Genomic DNA, 23038 nt, shown 5'->3' on the forward strand with positions numbered 1-23038 from the left:
TCGAAACTTTGGTAACGCCTGATTACGGTAACGGTTCGCGCCAGAAACGACGTTGGCTGCGCGCAACCGTCGCCGGCACAAACGCCCCCAGGCGCAGGCGCACGGCGCCCTGCTCGGCGCTGTCATACACCCGGCTGCCCAGTGCTTGGTAGCGTTCCAGGACCTGCGGATGAGGATGGCCGAACGTATTGCTGCGCCCGCGGGAAATCAGCACCGAGGTGGGCGCCAACCGTTGTACGAAAGGCCAGGACGAAGAACTGCGGCTGCCATGGTGCGGGGCCTGTAGCCAGTCGGTCGGAACCGCCAGCGGGGAAGCCAGAAACGCCTGTTCGGCGGCGCGATCAATGTCGCCGGTGAGCAGCAGGCATTCGCCATTGGCCTGGACGTGCAGCACGCACGACCTCGGATTGCCCTCAAGCCCACCCGCCCACTGCCACAGTTCAAACCACACCCCGTCCCATTCCCATCGCTCGCCGCTGGTACAGGGCTGGGTGGCGAGAAAGGCTGGCAAGCCCTCGGTTTCGCCGCCCACCACGCGTTTGACGGGCAGCCCCCGAGCCACTGCTGCCGCACCACCGGCGTGATCGGCGTCGGCATGGCTGAGCAGCATCATGTCCAACTGCCCTACCCCGAGTTTTTTCAACGACGGCAACACGACGCGCGCGCCGAGGTCGACAGGCCCCGAGCGCGGCCCGGCATCGTAGAGCAAGGTGTGATGACGGGTGCGCAGGATCAGTGCCTGCCCCTGGCCGACATCCAGTTGCAGCACCTCTACCTGTCCGTGGGGCACCCACTCCCGGGGCGGAAAAACGGCCATCAACAGCATGGGCCAGCCCAACACCCGGAACGGCACCCCTTTGGGCAGCAGTAACACCACCGCGCCCATCAGGCTGACCAGCCAATACCCCAGCGGCACCTCGGGCGGCACCCAGGCCGGCAATTGCCCGGCCAGCAGCGCCAGGCCCTTGAACAATCCGTCCAGCGCGCCGCCGGCCAGCCACAGCACACCTTCTCCCGCCAGCGGCACCCACAACAACGCCGTGCCCAGCAGCGCCAGGGGCAGTACCACCAGGCTGATCCACGGCACGGCAAACAGGTTCGCCACCGGTGCGCTGAGGCTGATGGGCAGACCCAGCACCAGCAACACCGGAAACAAGCCAATGGCAATCAACCACTGGGGCCGGGTCCACGCCTGCCAGACGCTCCATGGCCCCAGGCGCCCGCCGAACGCTAGCAACAACACCGCGACCGCCGCAAACGACAACCAGAACCCTACCTGCAGGCTGGCCAAGGGCTCCAGCACCAGCACGCCGTTCAGCGCCAGCAGCAATGGCCACCACAGCCCCAAATGGCGGAAACGCAGACGCCACAGCAACACCAGGCCGACCATCACACAGGCCCGCTGCACCGGCACACCAAACCCCGCCAGCAGGCCATAACCCAACGCTGCGCCAAAAGCCAGGCCGCACGCCCACGGCAGCCACGGCCAGGTTCGGGGCCAGCAACCATAGCGCGCCAAAACAGCGACCAAGCCGTAGATCAAGCCCGCCAACAAGCCGATGTGCTGCCCGGAAATCACCAGCAGATGCACCGTGCCCGTGTCCTGCAACACCTGCCAATCCTCAGGCGCCAGGCCGGAACCGTCGCCCAATACCAGCGCCGCCAAGCCCGCCTCGCGGCCTTGGGCATCCACCGCCATCAGGCGCTGGCGAACAGCATCGCGCCAGGCATTGCGGGCCGGTGCGAGGCGTTCACCGTCTTTTACCGTTGCAGTGGCACCGATACGCTGGGCCAGCAGCCAGGCTTCATGGTCAACTCCATGGAAATTGAGCAGGCCCGCAGGCCGCTTGAGCGTCAACGCCAGGCGCCAACGTTCGCCGCTGTTCACCACTGGCCCGCCGTGCCAGGACACGCGGATACGTTGGGGCAGCCGCCCCTTGCGCAACCGGCCGTCGGCCAGTTCAAAGCGCACGCCCGTACCCGTCTGCTGGGGCAAGCCGACCACACGCCCCTCCACCCAGCGAGTCTGCCCGTCCAGGGCCGGCTGCAGTCGATCATCCAGCGCCCGCTGCGCGCTGAAGCAAGCCCAGCTCAACCCCACCAGGAAGAAGGCCAAGGGATAGGACCGAAAAGGCAACAGCATCAAGGCCAACACCAGCATGGCCAATAGCACGGCGCCGGGCGGCAGCGCCGGCAACCAACGCAACGTCAGCAACCCCAGCGCCAACGCCAACATCCCTGTCTTCATGGATCATCCTTTTCCCGTGATCCACTCAGTCTTAGCCGGCTGAACGACAGCGCCTATGATGTTTTGTCACAAAGTCTGAATTTTCTGTTTATAGAATCCGGGCATACTTGCCCCTCGAATTGACCTGGACCCCTTATGCCCCGGCGCTTATTCAAACGGTACATGCCCGATCCCAGCAGTATCAGGGAACACAAGTCATTACAGTTTCTTGGCACGCTGCTGCATGACCCTAACCTCTGGCACTTGAACCGACACTCCGTGGCGCGCGCCATGGCGGTGGGTTTATTTGCGGCGTTTATCCCGATTCCGTTGCAGATGTTGCTCGCCGCAGTCCTGGCGATCTGGGTGCGCGGCAATATGCCTATCGCCATTAGCCTGGTGTGGTTGACCAACCCCATCACCATGCCGGTGGTGTTCATCTGCACCTATATGACCGGCGCCTGGCTGATGAATGTACCGCCACGCAGCTTGCCCGATAACCTGACGTGGGAATGGATCAGCGGCCAGTTGAGCACCCTCTGGCAGCCGTTCCTGCTGGGTTCGGTGGTATTGGGGGTGGTATTGGGCGCCCTGGCCTATTGCCTGACCATGGCGTACTGGCGCTGGTGGGTGGCGCACCAGTGGAAAAAACGCAAACTGCGTCGGCGCTGAGCGCTAACGGGCCAGCAAGTGCAAATGCACCCGCAGACCCTGCCCGGTGTTTTCTGCCCATAAGCGACCGCCCTGGCGCTGCACTGCGTTGCGGGCAATGCTCAGGCCCAGGCCGAAACCGCCATCGCCGGGCCGCGAGCCGTCCAGACGGGTAAAGGGCGCGAAGATGCGCTCCAGGTCACCCTCGGCAATCCCCGGGCCCTGATCCTGCAGCCAGATATGCCAATAGTCTCCTTCACGACAGCCGTCGAGTTGCACGCAGCCGCCCTTGGGCGAGTGGCGTATGGCGTTGCGCAGGATATTTTCCAGGGCCTGGGCCAGTGCATTCAGGTTGCCGCGCACCCAACTGTCCGCCGGTAACAGGCACGGCAAGCGCGATGCGGGCCAACCGCTTTCAAAACACGCGTTCTCGCGCAATATGTCCCATAACGCCTGGAGCTGAATATCTTCCTGGGGCAGCGGCGTCGTTTCGCTGTCGAGCCAGGCCAGTTGCAGGCTGTCTTCCACCAGGCGCTGCATCGCGTCGATTTCCCGGCCCAGGCGCTCGCGCAGTTTGGCCAGGTCTTGCTCACTGTCACAGGCCACCCGCAAGCGGCTCAAGGGTGTGCGCAGTTCATGGGACATATCGCGCAGCAACTGCTGCTGCAAACGCACCGTGCCCTGCAAGCGTTCGGACATATGGTCAAAAGCCCGGCCCAGCTCGCCCAGTTCATCCTGGCGGCTGGTGGCATCACGGGACATTCGCGTATTGAGTTGGTCGGCACGCCAGGCATTGGCCTGCTCGCGCAATTGATTGAGGGGCATGATCAGCAGCCGATAGAGGCCGATGCACAGCAACAGGGTAAATAGACCGGGAATCACACCATTGGTGACCACTCGCCAAAACAGTTGATAGCGCCCTGGCATAAAGCGCTGCGGCAGCTCGATCACCAGCGACCCCGCGCCAGGGTCGACCGGAAACGGCACCTTCATCCAGGGCAAACCGATGACATGCCGACTGACCGGCCAATCCAATCCACGCAAGAACGTCAGGCGCTGGCTTTCCTTGTCACTCAAGGGCGTGCTGCTAAGGGACTGCAAGTCGTTACCGATCACGCCAACCCAGGTGCTTTCACGCTCGGCCATTCGCTGCAGCCAGGCATCCACGCCAGCACTGCCCTGTGTGCTCCACGCCAGTTCGGCACCGGCGGCATAGCCAGTGAGAATCTCCCGCGACTTCTCGGACAGGTACGCGCTCTGCTGCTCCATGTAGCGGCCCCACGACCAACTGAGCCAAATCATCAGCAAACAGAAGGCGATCAACAGGCAGGCCAGCTTCCAGAACAACGAGTGTTTGCCGGGCAGTCGCTCAAAGCCCTTCATCGTGACCGCTCAGCACGTAGCCCTTACCCCACACGGTGCGCACTTCACGCTCGATGTAACCGATGGCCTTGAGCTTGCGGCGGATCTGGCTGACGTGCATGTCGAGACTGCGGTCATGGGGCGCATAACCGCGCTGCAACACCTGCTGATACAGGAAGGCTTTGCTGAGGACTTCTTCGGTATTGCGGTGCAGGGTTTCCAGCAGGCGGTATTCGCTGCGCGTGAGCGTGGCCCACTGGTCCTGGCAGGACACATCGCAGCGCTCATCATCAAAGTGCAGCACCCGGGTATCTTCGGAGGCCGGGGCACGCGGCGGCTCGGGTCGGCGGTCCAGGGCAACGCGGCGCAGGATCGCTTCAATACGCACGCACAGTTCAACCATGCTGAACGGTTTGGGCAGATAGTCGTCCGCGCCCAGGCGAAAACCGCTGATACGATCGGCTTCAGCGCCCAGGGCCGACATCAGGATCACCGGCATGGCGTGGCTCTGGCGCAAATGGGTGAGGATCGACAAACCGTCCAGCCCCGGCAGCAGAATGTCCATCAGCACCAGGTCAAAGGCCTGGGCGCGGGCCAGTTGCAGGCCCTGCTGACCGTTCCGGCACCAGGTCACCTGGAAGCCACTGCGGCCAAGCTGCTCGTGCACATAGGCGCCCAACACCGGGTCGTCTTCGATGGTCAGGATACTGGGTAGGCCAACTGCTGCGGGAGTCATTAGCGTCTGCAAGTCATTCTCAATCACTGATTATTCAAGATTAAACGTTCACAGGCAATCGCCACCCGGCGCCGAATGGCCCGAAGATTGCCGCATGTCATTAATTTGCAAGATTCCGGGCCGCGCAAATGGCTACACTGCGCAGGTGGCGCGGGCCGGATGCCGGCGTGGATGATTGATAACAACGTGGTAGCAGGAGAGTGGCGTGCTTAGAAGAATGGGGATAAAAGGCCGCGTACTGTTGCTGACCTTATTACCGACCAGCCTGATGGCGCTGTTGTTGGGCGGCTATTTCACCTGGATGCAGCTCTCGGAGTTGCAGACCCAGTTGCTGCAACGCGGCGAAATGATCGCCGAGCAATTGGCACCCTTGGTGGCACCTGCCCTGGCCCACAACAACACCGACCTGCTGGAGCGCATCGCGACCCAGTCCCTGGAGCAGCCGGATGTGCGCGCCGTGTCGTTCCTGGCGCCAGACCGCTCTTCCCTGGCCCACGCCGGCCCGACCATGCTCAACCAGCCGCCCACCGGCAACAGTTCGCACCTGTTGCAGCGCACCGGCAACGACGCCACCCGCTATCTACTGCCGGTGTTTGGCCGCCATCGCAACCTGGCGGGCGAGCTGATTCCGGATGAGGCCGACCGCCTGCTGGGTTGGGTCGAAGTGGAGCTGTCCCACAATGGCATGTTGCTGCGTGGCTATCGCAGCCTGTTCGCCAGCCTGCTGCTGATCGCCATCGGCCTGATGTGCACCGCCGCCCTCGCCCTGCGTATCAGCCGCACCATCAATTCGCCGATTGGCCAGATCAAGCAAGCAGTGGCCCAACTCAAGGACGGCAACCTGGAGACACGCTTGCCTCCCTTGGGCAGCCAGGAGCTGGACCAGCTCGCGTCGGGCATCAACCGCATGGCCGAAACCCTGCAAAATGCCCAGGAAGAGCTGCAACACAGTATCGACCAGGCCACCGAGGACGTGCGCCAGAACCTGGAAACCATCGAGATCCAGAACATCGAGCTGGACCTGGCACGCAAGGAAGCCCTGGAGGCTAGCCGTATCAAGTCGGAGTTCCTGGCCAACATGAGCCATGAAATCCGCACGCCGCTCAACGGCATCCTCGGTTTTACTCACTTGCTGCAAAAAAGCGAGCTGTCGCCGCGCCAGTTGGACTACCTGGGCACTATCGAAAAGTCTGCGGATAACCTGCTGGGTATCATCAACGAAATCCTCGATTTCTCGAAGATTGAAGCCGGCAAACTGGTGCTCGACAGCGTGCCTTTCAACCTGCGCGACTTGCTGCAAGACACCTTGACCATCCTCGCCCCCGCCGCCCATGCCAAGCAGCTCGAACTGGTGAGCCTGGTGTACCGCGACACGCCGCTGGCGTTGGTGGGCGACCCGCTGCGGCTCAAGCAGATTTTGACCAACCTGATCAGCAATGCGATCAAGTTCACCCGCGAAGGCACCATTGTGGCCCGGGCAATGATCGAGGATGAACAAGAAGACAGCGTGCAATTGCGCATCAGCGTGCAGGATACCGGCATCGGCCTGTCCAACCAGGACGTGCGTGCCCTGTTCCAGGCATTCAGCCAGGCCGACAACTCGCTGTCGCGCCAGCCCGGCGGTACCGGTTTGGGCCTGGTGATTTCCAAGCGGTTGATCGAGCAAATGGGCGGCGAAATCGGCGTCGACAGCACGCCGGGTGAAGGCTCCGAATTCTGGATCAGCCTGAACCTGCCCAAAACCCGTGACGACGTCGAAGACCTGCCCGCCGCGCCGTTGCTGGGGCGGCGTGTGGCCGTGCTGGAAAACCACGAACTGGCGCGCCAGGCCCTGCAACATCAGTTGGAAGACTGCGGCCTGGAAGTCACGCCCTTCAACACCCTGGAAAGCCTGACCAACGGCATCACCAGTGCGCACCAGACCGAACAGGCCATCAGCCTGGCGGTGCTCGGCGTCACGGCCAATGACATTCCGCCAGAACGCCTCAATCAACACCTGTGGGACCTTGAACACCTGGGCTGCAAGGTGCTGGTGCTGTGCCCGACCACCGAGCAGATGCTGTTCAACCAATCGGTGCCCAACCCCAACAGCCAATTGCAGGCCAAGCCCGCCTGTACCCGCAAGCTGCGCCGCTCCCTGGCCGACCTGATCAGCCCGCGCCCTTCGCGCAGCGAACCCGGTGAGCCGTTGTCCAGCCGTGCGCCACGGGTGCTGTGCGTGGACGACAACCCGGCCAACCTGTTGCTGGTGCAAACCCTGTTGGAAGACATGGGCGCCAAGGTGCAAGCAGTGGAAAGCGGTTACGCGGCCGTCGATGCCGTGAAGCAGGAAACTTTCGATTTGGTGCTGATGGACGTGCAAATGCCCGGCATGGATGGCCGCCAGAGCACCGAGGCGATCCGCCAGTGGGAAAGCGAGCGCCACGGCACGCCGCTGCCGGTGGTGGCCCTCACGGCCCACGCCATGGCCAACGAAAAACGCGCCCTGCTGCAAAGCGGCATGGACGACTACCTGACCAAACCCATCAGCGAGCGGCAATTGGCCCAAGTGGTATTGAAATGGACCGGCTTGGCTTTGCGTAACCAAGGCCCGGAGCGCACCCACGAAGGTGCGGCCCAGGGCGTGCAGCTCTTGGTACTCGACCACGAAGAAGGCCTGCGCCTGGCCGCCAACAAGGCCGACCTGGCCGCCGATATGCTCGCCATGCTGCTGGCCTCCCTGGAGGCTGATCGCCTGGCGATTACCGTCGCCCGCGAAGCCAATGACAACCATGCCTTGATCGAACGCGTACACCGCCTGCACGGCGCCACCCGCTACTGTGGCGTGCCGCAATTACGAGCAGCCTGCCAACGCGCCGAAACCCTGCTCAAGCAGGATGACGCCAAGGCCATGGCTGCGCTGGATGAACTGGACATGGCGATTGCACGGTTGGCCAGTGAAGCCAGGGTCAGCGCCTGACTACTGTAGGAGCGAGCTTGCTCGCGAAAAACCAGAGGACACCGCGTTAAACCAGAATTAACGCGTTATCGTTGACGTTTTTCGCGAGCAAGCTCGCGCCTACAGGTACGCATCTATTTTGTCATTGCAGGGAGCCTTCTTAATGCGCGTCATTCTCTTCAGCAGCCAAACCTACGACCGCGAGAGTTTCCTCGGCGAACCGCTGCCGGCCGGCCTGGAACTGCAATTCCAACCCGCCCGCCTCAACCTCGATACCGTGGCCCTGGCCGAACACCACGAGGTGGTCTGCGCCTTTATCAACGACGACCTCAGCGCCCCCGTGCTGGAACAACTGGCCAAGGGCGGCACGCGCCTGATTGCCCTGCGCTCGGCGGGCTACAACCATGTCGACTTGCCCGCCGCCCAGCGCCTGGGCCTGAGTATCATGCGCGTGCCCGCCTATTCGCCCCATGCGGTGGCCGAGCACGCCGTCGCGCTGATTCTGGCTCTCAACCGTCGCCTGCACCGTGCCTACAACCGCACCCGCGACGGTGATTTCAGCCTGCACGGGCTGACCGGTTTCGATCTGGTCGGCAAAACGGTCGGCGTGGTCGGCACCGGGCAGATCGGCGCGACCTTCGCCAAGATCATGGCCGGCTTCGGCTGCCAGTTGCTGGCCTACGATCCCTTCCCCAACCCACAGGTGCAGGGCCTCGGGGCACGCTACGTGAGCCTGCCTGAACTGTTGGCGCAGGCGCAGATCATCAGCCTGCACTGCCCGTTGACCGCCGACAGCAAACACCTGATCAATGCCCGCTCGCTCGCGCAGATGCAACCCGGCGCGATGCTGATCAACACCGGGCGCGGTGGCCTGGTCGATACGCCGGCACTGATCGAAGCACTCAAGGTTGGCCAGTTGGGCTACCTGGGGTTGGACGTCTACGAAGAAGAAGCTCAATTGTTTTTCGAGGACCGCTCCGACCTGCCCCTGCAAGACGACGTGCTCGCCCGCCTGCTGACCTTCCCCAACGTGATCATCACCGCGCACCAGGCCTTCCTCACCCGTGAGGCCCTGGCGGCGATTGCCGGCACCACATTGGCCAACATTGCCGCGTGGGCCGATGGCCGGCCGCAAAACCTGGTCGAGGGATGATCAGCGGTCACACACCAGGCTCATGATAGGCCGGCACCCGTGATAGGATGCCGCGCCTATTTGGAGGATCCATGGCCGAACACGATTTCCGCTTCAGCTTGCTGAGCCCGCAACACACCCTGATCGAATGCCGCGCCCTGGTGCCGGGCCGTTACCAGGTCACCGGCAACGGTGGTTCGATCAAACATGGCGACGTCCTGATCGTCAGCCTGCGCGGCAGTAAAACCCTGTCGATGCGCCTGACCGTCGAAGGTGACGCGCGCTACTCCATCCGCCCGGCGGGCCAGTGGGTCGCCATGGCCCAAGGGCCGAAGTTCGGCGAATTGGAAATTCACACCTGGAAGGTCAACTGCGACAGCTGCGACGCCGTGCTGGAGTTTGAATTCGCGGTAGAAACCAAGCTGACCAAGGCACCGCTGCAGCCGGCTGCCAACGCGCGTATCAAAGAACTGGGCTGGGCCAGCGAAGGCGATAAGCACCGTTGCCCGAAATGCCAGCAGGCCGCGCAATGAAAGGCCGGCTGCTGCTCGCCGCAATCGGCATGAGCCTGGCAGGCTGCGCCGCCGATGGCGCCAAGCTCGAGCGCGACCACAGCTACGTAGTGGAATGGATCGGTGAGCGGCCGTTGATGGACTACGCGCACCTTACCGTCACCCTGGGCGCCGATGGCCGCGCCTATGGCAATGGCGGCTGCAACCACTGGTTTGCACCGTACACCGTCGAAGGCGACAAGCTCAGCTTCGGCCCGGTCGGCAGCACCCGAAAAATGTGCGCCGAAGCCCTGATGGAGCAAGAGCATCGCTTCTTCCAGGCCCTGCAAAGCGTGCAGCGCTGGGACATCTCGCCGATCGAGCAGACGCGGTTCTGGCCGGCCGAAGGCAAGCCGATCCGCTTGTGGCTCGAAGAAGGCTGACCTAGGCGCACGCTCCTGTATTAACGCGGTGTCCTCTGGTTCTGTGGGAGCTGGCTTGCCTGCGATGCGGACGACTCGGTGATTCAGGTACACCGAGTCGATACTTTCGCAGGCAAGCCAGCTCCCACATTTGGATCACCGTGCCTCAGTTAGATCAGCGCCGGCTGTCAGGACGTCACGGGAGCAAGCTCCCTCGCCACAGGTTCAGAGTCGCACCAAAATTGTGTCGATACCCATGGCCAGCTCCCACAGTTTCAGCCTTTCAGGGCCTTGAGCTTGGCCAACACCCCTTCCGCCGTCTGCTCACCCATCAACTGCTCACGCACCTTGCCCTTGTCGTCGATGATGTAGGTCACCGGCAAGGCCTCACTGCGCGGAATCTCGAAAATCCCGTCCGGGTTCTGGGCCAGCACCGTGAACTTGATCCCCAGCTTGTCGCTGGCGGCCTTGAGCTCTTCACCCTGCACATTGTCGAAGTTGACGCCGAACACCCCGACATTCTGGCCTTTCAACTGTTCTGCCAGGGCATTGAGCTCGGGGATTTCCGTGCGGCACGGGCCACACCATTCGGCCCAGTAGTTGACCACCAGCCACTGTTTGTCCAGGCGTTCGGCCGCCACTTTCTGGCCATATTGGTCAACGCCGTAATCGTTACCGCAGCCGCTGAGCAGCAGGGTTGTGATGATCGCCAATGCACCGATCAGTCGCCTTGTCATGGGGTATTCCTTCGCAAAAATGAACGTTGGCTGCGGCCTATCGCCTCTTACGGTTTAAGGACAGGCGCCAGCGCAGGTAGAATACCCGCCACCTTACGCAAGATGCGACCCGCACATGACCGATCTGACGCTTTATCACAACCCGCGCTGCTCGAAATCGCGCGGTGCGCTGGAACTGCTGGAAGCCCGCGGCCTCACCCCGACCGTCGTGCGCTACCTGGAAACCCCGCTGAATGCCGCGCAAATCAAGGCCCTGCTGCAAAAGCTTGGCATCAGCGCACGCCAACTGCTGCGCACCGGTGAAGACGAATACAAAACCCTGAACCTGGCCGACGCCAGCTTGAGCGAAACGCAACTGATCGCCGCCATCGCAGCCAATCCCAAGCTGATGGAACGCCCGATCCTGGAAACCGCCGACAAAGCCATCATCGGCCGCCCGCCCGAGAACGTGCTGGAGATCCTGCCGTGACTACGCCCTATGTGCTGGTGTTGTATTACAGCCGCAACGGCTCGGTGAGCGAGATGGCCCGGCAGATTGCCCGCGGTATCGAGCAAGGCGGCATGGAAGCGCGGTTGCGCACCGTGCCGGCGATTTCCACCGAGTGCGAAGCGGTGGCGCCGAGCATTCCCGACGAAGGCGCGCTGTATGCCAGCCTGGACGACCTGAAGCACTGCTCGGGCCTGGCCCTGGGCAGCCCGACCCGGTTCGGTAACATGGCCGCGCCGCTCAAGTACTTCCTCGATGGCACCAGCAACCTGTGGCTCACCGGCGCGTTGGTCGGCAAGCCAGCGGGCGTGTTCACCTCCACCGCCAGCCTGCATGGCGGCCAGGAAACCACGCTGATGTCGATGCTGTTGCCGCTGTTGCACCACGGCATGCTGATCACCGGCCTGCCCTACAGCGAACAGGCCCTGCTCGATACCCAGGGCGGCGGCACGCCGTATGGCGCCAGCCACCATTCCGGGCCAGACGGCAAGCGCATGCTCGACCAGCATGAAATCACCTTGTGCCGGGCCCTGGGCCTGCGCCTGGCCAAGACCGCCACGCTGCTGGAGAACGGCCGTGGCCAGGAAGCCTAAGGTCCTGCCGCCACGGGAGTGGCTGGAGCCGCGGGTCAAGGTGGCACGCGCGCTGAGCCTGCTGGCGTTTTTGGGCCTGGTGGGCTTGTTGTGCGCGTACTACCTGTTTGTCGCCGACCTGCATGGGGCACGCCCCTGGGTCATCCTGCTGATCGAGCTGGTGCCGCTGCTGATACTCGCGCCAGGCATGCTGATGGGCAGCGCACGCGGGCATTCGTGGATGTGCTTTGTGGTGAACCTGTATTTCATCAAGGGCGCGCTGGCCGCGTATGACCCGAACCGCCAGTGGTTTGGTGTGCTGGAAATGCTCGCGAGCCTGGCGGTGTTTTGCACGGCGTTGCTGTATGTGCGTTGGCGGCATCAGCTGAACCGGCGCCTGGCCAATTGACTGATCGTGACTGATCGTTCCCACGCTCCGCGTGGGAATGCATCCTGTGACGCTCCGCGTCACCCTTGCACGAGGCCTGGGACGCAGAGCGTCCTGGGCAGCATTCCCACGCGGAGCGTGGGAACGATCAGCGTCAATGGTTGACGGTATAGGCCAACATCATCGACAGCTGACACATCGGCCGCCCACTCTCGGCGTGCCACTGGTTGAAGGCACCCTGCACCGTCGCCAAATCGCGCAGGCTGGTCGGGGCCTTGTCGACGATCTTCTGCGCATTCAGCGCCGCCACCACGTCATCGCTCGGCACAAAGGTGTCCTTGCCGACCATGCGCAGAAAGCGCGGCGCCGACAGCCCACCCAGCTGGTGGCCGTGCTTGCTGAGGTATTTCCAGAGCCCGACGATATCGGTCACCGGCCAATCGGCGATAAACGCGCCGAAGCTGCCTTTTTCCTGCTCGATATCCAGGATCATCTGCGCATTACGCGGCACGCTCTTGAGCTTGCCCAAATGGCGGATGATGCGCGTGTCCTGCATCAGCCGTTCCAGGTGCTCGGCGCCCATCAGCACGACTTTTTCCGGGTCAAAGCCAAAGAACACCTGCTCGAACGCCGGCCATTTGGCATCCACCACGCTGTGCTTCAAACCGGCGCGGAACACCCGCAGCGCCAAGGTCGACAGGTAACGGTCATCGGTGATCTTGCGCAATTGCGCCGGGGTCTTGGGCACCGGCAGATGGGCTTCCAGCTTGGCCGCCGAACCGAAGCGGTTCAGACAATATTCGTGCAGCCACTTGTAATCACGCATGCCCTCTCCTGTCAGTCGAATTGAAAACGGCGCCCGCAAGCGCCGTGTACTAGAGCCTTGGGAAGACTCAGAGGTTCACTACATTGACGAAACGCGATGCGGCGGTCTCGTCGATTTTCAGGCTAGTGAAGTCGAACAGGTTGCGGTCGGCCAATTGCGACGGGATCACGTTTTGCAGGCTGCGGAAGATACTTTCGGTACGCCCTGGGGTCTTGCGCTCCCAGTCCACCAGCATCTCCTTGACCACCTGGCGCTGCAGGTTTTCCTGGGAGCCGCACAGGTTGCACGGGATGATCGGGAATTGCTTGAAGTCGGAGTAAGCCTGGATGTCCTTCTCGTTGCAATACGCCAGCGGGCGGATCACCACGTTGCGCCCATCATCGGCACGCAGCTTGGGCGGCATGGCCTTGAGCGAGCCGTTGAAGAACATGTTGAGGAAGAAGGTTTCGACGATGTCATCGCGGTGATGACCCAGGGCCATCTTGGTCGCGCCGATCTCATCGGCAAAGGTGTAGAGCGTGCCACGGCGCAGGCGCGAGCACAGTGAGCAGGTGGTCTTGCCTTCCGGGATCAGTTCCTTGACCACCGAGTAGGTGTCTTTCTCGACGATGTGGTACTCCACGCCCAGTTCTTTCAGGTAGGCCGGCAGCACATGCTCGGGGAAACCGGGTTGCTTCTGATCCATGTTGACCGCCACGATCTCGAACTTGATCGGCGCGACCTTTTGCAGGTGCAGCAACACGTCGAGCATGGTGTAGCTGTCTTTGCCGCCGGAGAGGCAGACCATGACCTTGTCGCCGTCCTCGATCATGTTGAAATCGGCGACTGCTTCACCGGCCAGGCGACGCAGGCGTTTTTGCAGTTTGTTCTGGTTGACTGTGAGAGTGCCCATGGCGCTTGGATCCGCAAAGGTGTGTGACGAAAAGCGCAGCATTTTACCGGCAAGACTGGCCCAGTTCCAATGTGGGAGCTGGATGCCATGAATCCTTACAGACCGCACCGCGATTAGCGCCTGCGTTTACAGCGCAATTTGCTCTAAAGGCCCTACGGTTATTCCGGTCATCCCTTCCTATACTGCGACTTGAGGTCGCACATCTATCCAGACCTTTCAGGCCATTTGGGCCGTGGGCGCTCCGATGGGGGGCGATGGTAATAACGACAGGAGTGACTGGCATGATCCATCACGTCGTGGGGCTATTTACCCATCCCGACCAGGAATGGCGGGAAATTCGTGGCGATAAAGAAGAAAGCATCGGCCACATGTACCTCACTCATACCCTGATTCTCGCGGCGATTCCCGCCATTTCCGCCTTTATTGGCACCACTCAGGTCGGCTGGGTTATCGGCAACCGCGCTCCGGTGATGCTGACCCAGGAAAGCGCGCTGTGGATGACCCTCATGTCTTACGCGGCCATGCTGTGCGGCGTGGCGGTGATGGGCGCGTTCATTCACTGGATGGCTCGCACCTACGACGCCAGCCCAAGCATGGCCCGCTGCGTGGCGTTTGCCACCTACACCGCCACGCCCTTGTTTATCGGCGGGCTGGCGGCGCTCTACCCGCATATGTGGCTGGGCATGGTGGTGGGCACGGCGGCGATCTGCTACACGGTGTACCTGCTGTATGTGGGGCTGCCGACCTTCATGAGTATCGACCCGGATGAAGGCTTCCTGTTTTCCAGTTCGGTATTGGCCGTGGGCCTGGTGGTGCTGGTGGCGATCATGGCCTTTACCGTGATCGTCTGGGGCCTGGGCGTCGGGCCGATCTACACCAGTTGACCGAAGAAAACCGCAGGCAAGGCCACCGCAAGGTGGCTTTGTGCGTTATGCATGACCATTCGGCGCCTGACAGATTCGGAAACCCCCAGCTTTGCGGCATACTGGGCGTCTCTGGAGATATGTACAGCATGCCCGAGCAACTCAATACCCGCGTCGAAGATTGTTTCCTGCAAGCCGAATCCTTTTTCAAACGAAGCTTCAAACGCCCCCAGGTCAGCCTCAAGCTGCGGGGCCAGAAGGCCGGTGTCGCGCATTTGCACGAGAACCTGCTGCGTTTCAACCCTCAGTTGTACCGTGAGAACAGCCAACACTTTCTCAAGCAGACCGTGGCCCACGAAGTGGCGCACCTGATTGCCCACCAGTTGTTTGGCGAGCGCATCCAGCCCCATGGCGAAGAATGGCAGTTGATCATGCGCGGGGTTTACGAACTGCCGCCCGACCGTTGCCACACCTACGAGGTCAAGCGCCGGCAGGTGACTCGCTATATTTACCGCTGCCCGTGCGCGGACAGTGATTTTCCGTTTTCACCGCAGCGCCATGGGCTGGTGAACCAGGGGCGGCGGTATTTGTGTCGGCGGTGTCGGCAGACTCTGGTGTTCACTGGGGAAACTCGGGTGGAATGAAGGCCTCATCGCAGGCAAGCCAGCTCCCACATTTGGATCTGTGAACGCAATCAAAATGTGAGAGCTGGCTTGCCTGCGATAGCGCCCTTTCAGTCAACCCACCACCTTGGCCTGGCGCAATTGCTCTATCCGCTGAGCACTGACCCCCAACTCCACCAACACCTCATCACTGTGCGCCCCCACCGCCACCCCAATATGCCTGGGCGCCGGCAACCCCTCGGAGAACTTCAGCGGGCAGGCCAATTGCGCTTGTGTCGAACCATCACCCCGGGGCACCTGGCTGACCAGCTCCCGCGCCTTCACCTGTGGATGCTCCACCGCCTCACTCAAACTCAACACCGGCTCCACACACGCATCCACCCCGGCAAACAACTCACACAACTGGTCAAAACTGCGCTTCTCGAACTCCACCTGCAACGCCTGTTTGAGCACGGCCTGGCGTTCGGGCGCCACGCTGTGTGCCGCCAGTTCCGGCCGCCCCAAGGCCGCGCACAGCTGCTGCATAAACCCCGGTTCCAGACTGCCCACCGACATCCAGCGACCATCGCGCGTACGGTAATAGTCATAGAAACTCCCGCCATTGAGCACATGGTTTTCCCACCCAGGCTCGACCCCGCAAGCCAGGTAACCCGCCCCAGCCATGGCATTCAGGCTGAACGAGCAATCGGTCATGCTCACATCCAGGTATTGCCCCACCCCGCTCTGCTGCCGGGCAATCACCGCCGCCAGCAACCCCACCACGGCGTGCAGCGAACCGCCCGCCACATCCGCCAGTTGTACGCCCAGGGGCAATGGGCCGGTGTCCTGGCGCCCGGTATGGCTGGCCACGCCGGCCAACGCCAGGTAGTTGATATCGTGCCCGGCACGGTCCTTATAGGGGCCGGTCTGGCCGTAGCCGGTGATCGACACATAGATCAGCCGCGGGTTGATCGCCTTCAGCGCCTCATAGCCCAGGCCCAGTCGCTCCATGACACCGGGGCGGAACTGCTCGAGCAGGATGTCATAGCCCTTGACCAACTCACGCACGATCTCCAGCGCCTCGGCCTGCTTGAGGTCCAGGGCCAGGCTGCGCTTGTTGCGGTTGAGGTAGGCGTGGCTGGCCGATGTACCCCGATCATGGGGCGGCAATACCCGCAACAGGTCCATCCGCGTGGGCGATTCGATACGCAGCACCTCGGCGCCCATGTCCGCCAGCATCAAGGAGGCAAACGGGCCGGGCAACAAGGTGGAAAAATCCAACACTTTAAGGGACGCCAAGGGACCTGACATAGGGACTCCAGTTGGGTTGCGAATCCCCACAGACTAGGCAGCCGGGCGCCTGCCGGCAATCGTCAGAACAATCAACCGCAGTGACCGTTTTGATCACGGCGGGCTTTTTCGCGGCGGCGGCTTTATCATTGGCCGACGTTTGTTGGCAGAGTCTTCCATGAAGTTCGCGATTGCACTGTATAGCGCCGCCCACGCGCCCTCCTCGCGCCGCGCCCTGTTGTTCGCCCAGGCAGCGCTGGCCGGCGGGCATGAGATTGTGCGGCTGTTTTTTTATCAGGATGGCGTGTACAGCGCGTCCAACAACATTGTCGCGCCCCAGGATGAGCAAGACATTGCGCGCCAATGGCGCGAGTTTGTCAGCCAGCACCAACTGGACGGCGTGGTGTGCATCGCCGCCGCCCTGCGCCGGGGTGTGCTGAATGCCGAGGAAGCTGCGCGCTATCAACGCAGCGCGGTCAACCTGGAAGCCCCCTGGGCGTTGTCGGGCCTGGGCCAATTGCATGACGCGATCCAGGACGCCGACCGCCTGATCTGTTTTGGAGGGCCGTGACATGTCCAAATCCTTGTTGGTGATCAGCCGTCAGGCGCCGTGGTCCGGGCCGAGTGCGCGGGAAGCGCTGGATATCGTGCTGGCCGGTGGCGCGTTCGATCTGCCCATTGGCCTGCTGTTTCTGGATGACGGTGTGTTCCAACTGGCGCCGAACCAAGCCGCCAAAGCCGTGCAACAGAAAGACCTGAGTGCCAACCTGCAGGCCCTGGGCCTGTTCGGCATTGACGACGTGTTCGCCTGCGACCACAGCCTGTCCGCTCGCGGGCTGCCGCCACCCGCCAACGCGCAGGCGCTCGACAGCCAAGCCATTTCCCAGTTGATTGACCGTTACGACCAGGTGATTACCCTCTGATGTCGACTCTACATGTGGTGTCTCATTCCCCGTTTACCGACAGCCGCCTGGACAGCTGCCTGCGCCTCTGTGGCGCCGGGGACGCAATCCTGCTGTGTGGTGACGGCGCCTATGGCCTGCACACGCCCGTGCTTCAAACCAAAGGCGTGAAGGTGTTTGTACTGGCCGAAGACATGCAAGCGCGCAACCTGCCGCTGCCCGACTGGGCTGACAGCGTGGACTACCCGGGCTTCGTGCAACTGTCCATCGACTACGACAAGGTCAACACCTGGCTATGAACACCCTGACCGTAGGGGCACGCGCCCTGGAACTGGACAAGGACGGCTACCTCGTCGACCTGAATGAGTGGTCCACTGAGGTGGCCGAAGCCCTGGCCGCCGCTGAAACGCTGGAACTAACCCCGGATCACTGGGAGATCCTCGCCCTGCTGCGCCAGTTCTACGCTGAATTCCAGCTGTCCCCCGCCACGCGCCCGCTGATCAAGTACACCGCCTTGAAACTGGGCTCGGAGAAGGGCAACAGCCTGCACCTCAACAAACTGTTCAACGGCACTCCCGCCAAACTCGCCGCCAAGCTGGCGGGCCTGCCCAGGCCGACGAATTGCTTATGACCGACTTTGCCCCCCTGACTCTCGTAACGCCCCAAGAGCATCCCTTTGCGCAGTTCGTGCGCATCCTCGGCAAAGGCAAGCGCGGCGCGCGCAACCTCACCCGTGAGGAAGCGCGGGAGGCCATGGGCATGCTGCTCGATGAAAAGGTCGAGGACACCCAGCTCGGCGCCTTCCTGATGCTGCTGCGTCACAAGGAAGAAAGCCCGGAAGAGCTCGCCGGCTTCACCGAAGCGGTCCGTGAGCGCCTGCACGCACCAGCGTTGAACGTGGATATCGACTGGCCGACCTACGCCGGTAAAAAGCGCCACCTGCCGTGGTTCCTGCTGGCAGCCAAATGCCTGGCACAGAACGGCGTGCGTATCCTGATGCACGGCGGCGGCGCCCACACTGCGGGGCGGTTGTACACCGAGCAATTGCTGGACAGCTTGCAGATCCCGCTGTGCCGCGATTGGCAACAGGTCGAAAGCGCCTTTGCCCACGGCAACCTGGCGTTTATCCCGCTGGGTGATTGGGCGCCACAGCTGCAACGCATGATCGACCTGCGCAACACCCTGGGCCTGCGCTCGCCTATCCACTCCCTGGCGCGCCTGCTCAACCCGCTGAATGCGCGCTGTGGCCTGCAAAGCATTTTCCACCCCGGTTACCAGGGCGTGCATCGTGATGCCAGCGGCCTGCTGGGTGACAACGTGATTGTGGTCAAGGGCGACGGCGGTGAGATCGAGATCAACCCCGACACCCTGAGCCACTTGTACGGCACCACTGGCGGCCAGAGCTGGGACGAAGAGTGGCCCGCCCTCTCCGACCAGCGCCACGTCAAGCCGGCAACGCTTGAGCCCGAGCACCTCAAAGCGCTGTGGCGCGGCGACGTTGAAGACAGCTACCCGCAACTGGCGTTGATCGCCACCATGGCGTTGGCCCTGCGCGGCCTTGGCCACCCACGGCAACAGGCGTTCGAATTGGCCCAGCAGTACTGGGACGCACGGGATAAATCGATTTAATCGATCATTCACGCCGGTTCTTTGCGCTTTTAGTTCGAACTCATCCCTTTAGACTGAGCTCCAACGCTTATCAGCCAAGGAGCCAGTCATGGGTTTATTGATCGAAGGACAGTGGAAAGACCAGTGGTACGAAAGTAGCGCCGATGGCGCTTTCCAACGGGAACAGGCACAACGCCGCAACTGGGTAACCGCCGATGGCGCGCCAGGCCCGAGCGGCGAAGGCGGCTTCAAGGCCGAGGCCGGTCGCTATCACCTCTATGTGTCCCTCGCCTGCCCGTGGGCGCACCGCACCTTGATCCTGCGCAAGCTCAAAGGCCTGGAAAGCCTGATCGACGTCTCGGTGGTCAGTTGGCTGATGCTGGAAAACGGCTGGACCTTCGACAAGGCCCACGGCTCCAGCGGCGATAGCCTCGACGGTTTCAACTTCATGCACCAGCGCTACACCGCCGATACCGCCGACTACACCGGGCGCGTCACCGTGCCGGTGCTGTGGGACAAAAAGCTCAAGCGCATCGTCAGCAATGAATCGGCGGAGATCATCCGCATGTTCAACAGCGCGTTCAATGAACTGACCGGCAATACCCTGGATTTCTACCCCCAGGCCCTACGCCCGACCATCGACGCCCTCAACGAACGCATCTACCCCGCCGTGAACAACGGCGTGTACCGCGCAGGCTTCGCCACCTCACAACAGGCGTATGAAAGCGCGTTTGATGATGTGTTTGCCGAGCTGGATCATCTGGAACAGCACCTGGGCAGCCATCGTTATCTGGCCGGTGAGTACCTGACCGAAGCCGATGTGCGGCTGTTCACCACGCTGATTCGTTTTGATGCGGTGTATTACAGCCACTTCAAATGCAACCTGCGGCGGATTGCCGACTATGCAAACTTGTCGAACTGGCTAAGGGAGATGTATCAGTGGCCAGGCGTGGCCGAGACGGTGGATTTCGAGCATATCAAGGGGCATTACTATGCCAGCCATCGCACGATCAACCCGACGGGGATCGTGCCGAAGGGGCCGTTGCAGGGGTTTGATACCGAGCATGATCGCCATGCATTGCCCGGCAAAGGTGTCTGCAACTGACGTAAACCGCCTGTAGGAGCGAGCTTGCTCGCGAAGAACGCCAACGATAACGCAGCGCTATCAGGTAGCCCTCGACGTCCTTGAGTTTTTCGCGAGCAAGCTCGCTCCTACAGTGGGTCAGTCGTTCAGACTTGGGACTGGGCGCCCTCGAACCACTTGAGCTTTTCACGCAGTACCACCACCTCACCCACAATCACCAATGTCGGCGCATGCACTTCATGCTCCGCCACCATGCGCGGCAGGTCGGCCAGGGTGCCGGTGAACACGCGCTGGTTGGACGTGGTGCCCTGCTGGATCAGCGCCGCTGGAGTATCTGCGGCACGCCCATGCTTGATCAACTGCTCGCAAATGATCGGCAGGCCAATCAAGCCCATGTAGAACACCAGGGTCTGCGACGGCCCGACCAGGTCCTGCCAGGGCAGATCCGAGGTATTGTTCTTCAAGTGGCCGGTGATGAAGCGTACCGACTGGGCATAGTCGCGATGCGTCAGCGGAATCCCGGCATAAGCCGCGCAACCACTGGCTGCGGTGATCCCCGGCACCACCTGGAACGGGATGCCGTGGGCCGCCAGTTCCTCGATCTCTTCGCCACCACGGCCAAAGATGAACGGGTCGCCACCTTTAAGGCGCAGCACGCGCTTGCCTTGCTTGGCCAGGTCGACCAGTTGCTGGTTGATCTGGTCCTGGGGCACGGCGTGATCGGCACGACGCTTGCCGACGTACACGCGCTCGGCATCCCGACGGCACAGTTCCAGGATCGCCGGCGCCACCAAACGGTCGTACAACACTACGTCGGCTTGCTGCATCAGGCGCAATGCACGGAAGGTCAGCAAATCCGGATCACCTGGGCCCGCGCCCACCAAGTACACCTCGCCGGGCGCATAAGGCGGCGCGCCATTGACCTTTTCGATCAACAGGCGCTCAGCCTCATCGCCCTGCCCGGCCAATTGGCGGTCGGCAATCGGGCCCTGGAACACTTCTTCCCAGAACGCCCGGCGTTGCTGCACATCCGGGTACAAACCTTTGACCTGAGCACGAAAGCGCGCGGCCAGCCCAGCCAATTGACCGTAGGTCGAGGGAATCCAGGTTTCCAGCTTGGCGCGGATCAGCCGTGCCAGTACCGGCGCGTCACCGCCGCTGGAGACCGCAATCACCAAGGGCGAACGGTCGACAATCGCCGGGAAGATCACGCTGCACAACGCTGGCGCGTCCACCACATTGACCGGCACGCAGCGACGCTTGGCATCACTGGACACTTGCGCATTCAGTGGCTCATCGTCGGTGGCCGCGATAATCAGGGTGCAACCGTCCAGATCGGCCTCCTGATAACCGCGCAACATCAGTTCCCCGCCACTGCCCTGCACCAGCTCACGCAGCTGGTTTTCGATCTGGGGAGCAACCACCCGCAACACCGCGCCGGCGTCGGCCAGCAGTCGGGATTTGCGCAAGGCAATCTCCCCACCACCGACGACCAACACACGACTGCCGCGCAGGTTATGAAACAGCGGCAGAAATTCCATTTAGCGGATGACCTCAACGCCCGCCATGTACGGCTTGAGCACCTCAGGCACACGGATCGAACCGTCGGCCTGCTGGTAGTTTTCGAGCACGGCCACCAGGGTACGGCCTACGGCCAGGCCCGAACCGTTGAGGGTGTGCACCAGCTCCGGCTTGCCGGTTTCCGGGTTGCGGAAACGCGCCTGCATGCGACGGGCCTGGAAGTCACCGCAGTTGGAGCACGACGAAATCTCGCGGTATTTGTCCTGGCTCGGCACCCACACTTCCAGGTCGTAGGTCTTCACGGCGCTAAAGCCCATGTCGCCTGTGCACAGGGCCAGTACGCGGTAAGGCAGCTCCAGCAGCTGCAACACGCGCTCGGCGTTGGCCGTCAGGCCTTCCAGGGCGTCCATGGAGGTCGACGGCTCGACCACCTGCACCATCTCAACCTTGTCAAACTGATGCTGGCGGATCATGCCACGGGTATCGCGACCCGACGCGCCGGCTTCGCTGCGAAAGCACGGGCTGTGGGCGACCAGCTTCAACGGCAGTTGCTTGGCGTCGAGGATTTCGCCGGCGACGATATTGGTCAGCGACACTTCGGCCGTCGGGATCAGGTACAGGTCGGCTTCGCCGTCGCGGCTGATCTTGAACAGGTCTTCTTCGAATTTCGGCAGTTGGCTGGTGCCCATCAACGCCGGCGCCTGAACCAGGTACGGGGTGTAGGCTTCTTCGTAACCGTGTTCGCCGGTGTGCAGGTTGATCATGAACTGCGCCAGGGCACGGTGCATGCGCGCAATCGGGCCACGCAGTAACGCAAAGCGTGCGCCGGACATTTTTGCTGCGGTTTCAAAGTCCAGGCCACCGGTCAATTCGCCCAGGGCGACGTGGTCCTTGATCTCGAAATCGAAGGTTTTCGGCGTGCCCCAGCGGCGCACTTCGACGTTGCCGTCTTCGTCTTCGCCGACCGGCACGGATTCGTGGGGCAGGTTCGGAATGCCCAGCAGGATCGAGTCCAATTGGGTCTGAATGCCTTCCAGCTCGACTTTGCCGTCGGACAGCTCAGTGCCCATGCGCTCGACATCCGCCATCAACGGCGCGATGTCTTCGCCGCGCTGCTTGGCCTGGCCGATGGACTTGGAGCGCGCATTACGTTCAGCCTGCAGTGCTTCGGTGCGGGTCTGGACGGTCTTGCGCTGTTCTTCCAGCGCTTCGATGCGCGCAACATCCAAGGCAAAGCCACGGGATGCCAGGCGGTCCGCTACGTCCTGAAGGTTGCTACGTAACAGTTTGGAATCGAGCATGTCGGT

At 62.2% G+C, this 23038-nt stretch carries 25 protein-coding genes; 16 read left to right on the forward strand and 9 right to left on the reverse strand.

Going from position 1 to position 23038, the window contains the following annotated elements; all coding sequences use genetic code 11:
* Positions 1-22: 22 nt before the first annotated feature.
* A complete protein-coding gene (locus tag V8689_RS16565; protein ID WP_223816861.1) occupies positions 23-2248 on the reverse strand; it encodes a ComEC/Rec2 family competence protein in 2226 nt (741 codons plus the stop codon).
* 135 nt (positions 2249-2383) lie between these two features.
* Here V8689_RS16565 and V8689_RS16570 point away from each other — a divergent pair, with 135 nt between their 5' ends.
* Positions 2384-2899, forward strand: coding sequence for a DUF2062 domain-containing protein (locus tag V8689_RS16570; RefSeq protein ID WP_056783719.1), 516 nt, complete (start codon positions 2384-2386; stop codon positions 2897-2899).
* Between the two features lie 3 nt (positions 2900-2902).
* On the opposite strand, the gene V8689_RS16575 is transcribed toward V8689_RS16570, so the two are convergent.
* Both V8689_RS16575 and V8689_RS16580 read right to left on the reverse strand, forming a co-directional pair.
* Complete coding sequence (locus V8689_RS16575) at positions 2903-4261, reverse strand: sensor histidine kinase (RefSeq protein ID WP_056783717.1); 1359 nt, start codon at positions 4259-4261, stop codon at positions 2903-2905.
* Entirely contained in the window at positions 4248-4976 is a 729-nt protein-coding gene (locus V8689_RS16580) for a response regulator transcription factor (protein WP_056783714.1), read from the reverse strand. The genes V8689_RS16575 and V8689_RS16580 overlap by 14 nt, the downstream gene beginning before the upstream one ends.
* A gap of 205 nt (positions 4977-5181) precedes the next feature.
* On the opposite strand from V8689_RS16580, the gene V8689_RS16585 reads away from it, so the two are divergent.
* The 4 genes from V8689_RS16585 to V8689_RS16600 all read left to right on the forward strand — a co-directional run bounded on the left by V8689_RS16585 (position 5182) and on the right by V8689_RS16600 (position 9980).
* Positions 5182-7935 carry a response regulator gene (locus V8689_RS16585; RefSeq protein WP_060765691.1) on the forward strand — a complete coding sequence of 918 codons (2754 nt, stop codon included), beginning with the start codon at positions 5182-5184 and terminating at the stop codon, positions 7933-7935.
* A gap of 142 nt (positions 7936-8077) precedes the next feature.
* Positions 8078-9067: a 2-hydroxyacid dehydrogenase gene (locus V8689_RS16590; protein WP_056783711.1), complete on the forward strand. Its 990-nt coding sequence runs from the start codon at positions 8078-8080 to the stop codon at positions 9065-9067.
* A gap of 71 nt (positions 9068-9138) precedes the next feature.
* On the forward strand, positions 9139-9579 hold the full coding sequence (locus tag V8689_RS16595; RefSeq protein ID WP_003192054.1) for a hypothetical protein: 441 nt from the start codon (positions 9139-9141) through the stop codon (positions 9577-9579).
* Positions 9576-9980, forward strand: coding sequence for an META domain-containing protein (locus tag V8689_RS16600; RefSeq protein WP_056783709.1), 405 nt, complete (start codon positions 9576-9578; stop codon positions 9978-9980). Before V8689_RS16595 ends, V8689_RS16600 begins: the two co-directional genes overlap by 4 nt.
* Positions 9981-10234: 254 nt before the next feature.
* On the opposite strand, the gene V8689_RS16605 is transcribed toward V8689_RS16600, so the two are convergent.
* Positions 10235-10696: a TlpA disulfide reductase family protein gene (locus V8689_RS16605; protein WP_003192057.1), complete on the reverse strand. Its 462-nt coding sequence runs from the start codon at positions 10694-10696 to the stop codon at positions 10235-10237.
* A gap of 115 nt (positions 10697-10811) precedes the next feature.
* Between V8689_RS16605 and arsC the strand changes: the two genes are divergently transcribed.
* From arsC to V8689_RS16620, 3 genes are read left to right on the forward strand one after another with little or no spacing between them, the layout of a single operon-like run.
* Positions 10812-11165, forward strand: coding sequence for an arsenate reductase (glutaredoxin) (gene arsC, locus V8689_RS16610; RefSeq protein ID WP_060765692.1), 354 nt, complete (start codon positions 10812-10814; stop codon positions 11163-11165).
* A complete protein-coding gene (wrbA, locus tag V8689_RS16615; RefSeq protein WP_014718885.1) occupies positions 11162-11776 on the forward strand; it encodes an NAD(P)H:quinone oxidoreductase in 615 nt (204 codons plus the stop codon). The genes arsC and wrbA overlap by 4 nt, the downstream gene beginning before the upstream one ends.
* On the forward strand, positions 11760-12164 hold the full coding sequence (locus tag V8689_RS16620) for a DUF2069 domain-containing protein (protein ID WP_032896701.1): 405 nt from the start codon (positions 11760-11762) through the stop codon (positions 12162-12164). Before wrbA ends, V8689_RS16620 begins: the two co-directional genes overlap by 17 nt.
* 133 nt (positions 12165-12297) lie before the next feature.
* Here the strand turns inward: V8689_RS16620 and V8689_RS16625 are convergent, their stop codons facing one another.
* Entirely contained in the window at positions 12298-12969 is a 672-nt protein-coding gene (locus V8689_RS16625; protein ID WP_034127867.1) for a DNA-3-methyladenine glycosylase I, read from the reverse strand.
* A gap of 67 nt (positions 12970-13036) precedes the next feature.
* Positions 13037-13861 carry a tRNA 2-thiocytidine(32) synthetase TtcA gene (gene ttcA, locus V8689_RS16630; protein ID WP_014718888.1) on the reverse strand — a complete coding sequence of 275 codons (825 nt, stop codon included), beginning with the start codon at positions 13859-13861 and terminating at the stop codon, positions 13037-13039.
* A gap of 281 nt (positions 13862-14142) precedes the next feature.
* On the opposite strand from ttcA, the gene V8689_RS16635 reads away from it, so the two are divergent.
* Both V8689_RS16635 and V8689_RS16640 read left to right on the forward strand, forming a co-directional pair.
* On the forward strand, positions 14143-14745 hold the full coding sequence (locus V8689_RS16635; protein WP_003192065.1) for a Yip1 family protein: 603 nt from the start codon (positions 14143-14145) through the stop codon (positions 14743-14745).
* A gap of 128 nt (positions 14746-14873) precedes the next feature.
* Positions 14874-15368, forward strand: coding sequence for a SprT family zinc-dependent metalloprotease (locus tag V8689_RS16640; RefSeq protein WP_003192067.1), 495 nt, complete (start codon positions 14874-14876; stop codon positions 15366-15368).
* 93 nt (positions 15369-15461) lie between these two features.
* Here the strand turns inward: V8689_RS16640 and V8689_RS16645 are convergent, their stop codons facing one another.
* On the reverse strand, positions 15462-16637 hold the full coding sequence (locus V8689_RS16645; RefSeq protein WP_056783705.1) for a CaiB/BaiF CoA transferase family protein: 1176 nt from the start codon (positions 16635-16637) through the stop codon (positions 15462-15464).
* 157 nt (positions 16638-16794) lie between these two features.
* Between V8689_RS16645 and tusD the strand changes: the two genes are divergently transcribed.
* From tusD to V8689_RS16675, 6 genes are all read left to right on the forward strand, one after another.
* On the forward strand, positions 16795-17187 hold the full coding sequence (gene tusD, locus V8689_RS16650; protein ID WP_003192069.1) for a sulfurtransferase complex subunit TusD: 393 nt from the start codon (positions 16795-16797) through the stop codon (positions 17185-17187).
* 1 nt (position 17188) lies between these two features.
* A complete protein-coding gene (tusC, locus tag V8689_RS16655; RefSeq protein WP_003192070.1) occupies positions 17189-17539 on the forward strand; it encodes a sulfurtransferase complex subunit TusC in 351 nt (116 codons plus the stop codon).
* The gene (tusB, locus tag V8689_RS16660) at positions 17539-17817 is read left to right on the forward strand and encodes a sulfurtransferase complex subunit TusB (RefSeq protein WP_056783703.1); all 279 of its coding nucleotides are present in this window, start codon (positions 17539-17541) and stop codon (positions 17815-17817) included. The genes tusC and tusB overlap by 1 nt, the downstream gene beginning before the upstream one ends.
* The gene (locus V8689_RS16665; RefSeq protein WP_056783700.1) at positions 17814-18149 is read left to right on the forward strand and encodes a TusE/DsrC/DsvC family sulfur relay protein; all 336 of its coding nucleotides are present in this window, start codon (positions 17814-17816) and stop codon (positions 18147-18149) included. Before tusB ends, V8689_RS16665 begins: the two co-directional genes overlap by 4 nt.
* Positions 18146-19147, forward strand: coding sequence for a glycosyl transferase family protein (locus V8689_RS16670; protein WP_056783697.1), 1002 nt, complete (start codon positions 18146-18148; stop codon positions 19145-19147). The genes V8689_RS16665 and V8689_RS16670 overlap by 4 nt, the downstream gene beginning before the upstream one ends.
* Before the next feature lie 88 nt (positions 19148-19235).
* Positions 19236-20231 (forward strand): glutathione S-transferase family protein, encoded by a 996-nt coding sequence (locus tag V8689_RS16675; RefSeq protein WP_056783696.1) that lies wholly within the window; start codon positions 19236-19238, stop codon positions 20229-20231.
* A gap of 125 nt (positions 20232-20356) precedes the next feature.
* Here the strand turns inward: V8689_RS16675 and cysG are convergent, their stop codons facing one another.
* The gene (gene cysG / locus V8689_RS16680) at positions 20357-21751 is read right to left on the reverse strand and encodes a siroheme synthase CysG (protein WP_056783694.1); all 1395 of its coding nucleotides are present in this window, start codon (positions 21749-21751) and stop codon (positions 20357-20359) included.
* Positions 21752-23032 carry a serine--tRNA ligase gene (gene serS / locus V8689_RS16685; RefSeq protein ID WP_056783691.1) on the reverse strand — a complete coding sequence of 427 codons (1281 nt, stop codon included), beginning with the start codon at positions 23030-23032 and terminating at the stop codon, positions 21752-21754.
* Between the last annotated feature and the right edge of the window lie 6 nt (positions 23033-23038).

It is taken from the genome of Pseudomonas sp. AK181, assembly GCF_051122975.1.
Lineage (GTDB): Bacteria > Pseudomonadota > Gammaproteobacteria > Pseudomonadales > Pseudomonadaceae > Aquipseudomonas > Aquipseudomonas lactis.

Coding starts and splice junctions, on each gene's coding strand:
- V8689_RS16665 (WP_056783700.1), top strand. CDS start 17,814: ATGAACACCCTGACCGTAGGGGCACGCGCCCTGGAACTGGACAAGGAC.
- V8689_RS16635 (WP_003192065.1), top strand. CDS start 14,143: ATGATCCATCACGTCGTGGGGCTATTTACCCATCCCGACCAGGAATGG.
- tusD (WP_003192069.1), top strand. CDS start 16,795: ATGAAGTTCGCGATTGCACTGTATAGCGCCGCCCACGCGCCCTCCTCG.
- tusB (WP_056783703.1), top strand. CDS start 17,539: ATGTCGACTCTACATGTGGTGTCTCATTCCCCGTTTACCGACAGCCGC.
- ttcA (WP_014718888.1), bottom strand. CDS start 13,861: ATGGGCACTCTCACAGTCAACCAGAACAAACTGCAAAAACGCCTGCGT.
- V8689_RS16565 (WP_223816861.1), bottom strand. CDS start 2,248: ATGAAGACAGGGATGTTGGCGTTGGCGCTGGGGTTGCTGACGTTGCGT.
- V8689_RS16575 (WP_056783717.1), bottom strand. CDS start 4,261: ATGAAGGGCTTTGAGCGACTGCCCGGCAAACACTCGTTGTTCTGGAAG.
- V8689_RS16580 (WP_056783714.1), bottom strand. CDS start 4,976: ATGACTCCCGCAGCAGTTGGCCTACCCAGTATCCTGACCATCGAAGAC.
- V8689_RS16595 (WP_003192054.1), top strand. CDS start 9,139: ATGGCCGAACACGATTTCCGCTTCAGCTTGCTGAGCCCGCAACACACC.
- V8689_RS16625 (WP_034127867.1), bottom strand. CDS start 12,969: ATGCGTGATTACAAGTGGCTGCACGAATATTGTCTGAACCGCTTCGGT.
- V8689_RS16670 (WP_056783697.1), top strand. CDS start 18,146: ATGACCGACTTTGCCCCCCTGACTCTCGTAACGCCCCAAGAGCATCCC.
- arsC (WP_060765692.1), top strand. CDS start 10,812: ATGACCGATCTGACGCTTTATCACAACCCGCGCTGCTCGAAATCGCGC.
- V8689_RS16605 (WP_003192057.1), bottom strand. CDS start 10,696: ATGACAAGGCGACTGATCGGTGCATTGGCGATCATCACAACCCTGCTG.
- V8689_RS16600 (WP_056783709.1), top strand. CDS start 9,576: ATGAAAGGCCGGCTGCTGCTCGCCGCAATCGGCATGAGCCTGGCAGGC.
- tusC (WP_003192070.1), top strand. CDS start 17,189: ATGTCCAAATCCTTGTTGGTGATCAGCCGTCAGGCGCCGTGGTCCGGG.
- V8689_RS16590 (WP_056783711.1), top strand. CDS start 8,078: ATGCGCGTCATTCTCTTCAGCAGCCAAACCTACGACCGCGAGAGTTTC.
- V8689_RS16645 (WP_056783705.1), bottom strand. CDS start 16,637: ATGTCAGGTCCCTTGGCGTCCCTTAAAGTGTTGGATTTTTCCACCTTG.
- V8689_RS16675 (WP_056783696.1), top strand. CDS start 19,236: ATGGGTTTATTGATCGAAGGACAGTGGAAAGACCAGTGGTACGAAAGT.
- cysG (WP_056783694.1), bottom strand. CDS start 21,751: ATGGAATTTCTGCCGCTGTTTCATAACCTGCGCGGCAGTCGTGTGTTG.
- V8689_RS16570 (WP_056783719.1), top strand. CDS start 2,384: ATGCCCCGGCGCTTATTCAAACGGTACATGCCCGATCCCAGCAGTATC.
- V8689_RS16640 (WP_003192067.1), top strand. CDS start 14,874: ATGCCCGAGCAACTCAATACCCGCGTCGAAGATTGTTTCCTGCAAGCC.
- serS (WP_056783691.1), bottom strand. CDS start 23,032: ATGCTCGATTCCAAACTGTTACGTAGCAACCTTCAGGACGTAGCGGAC.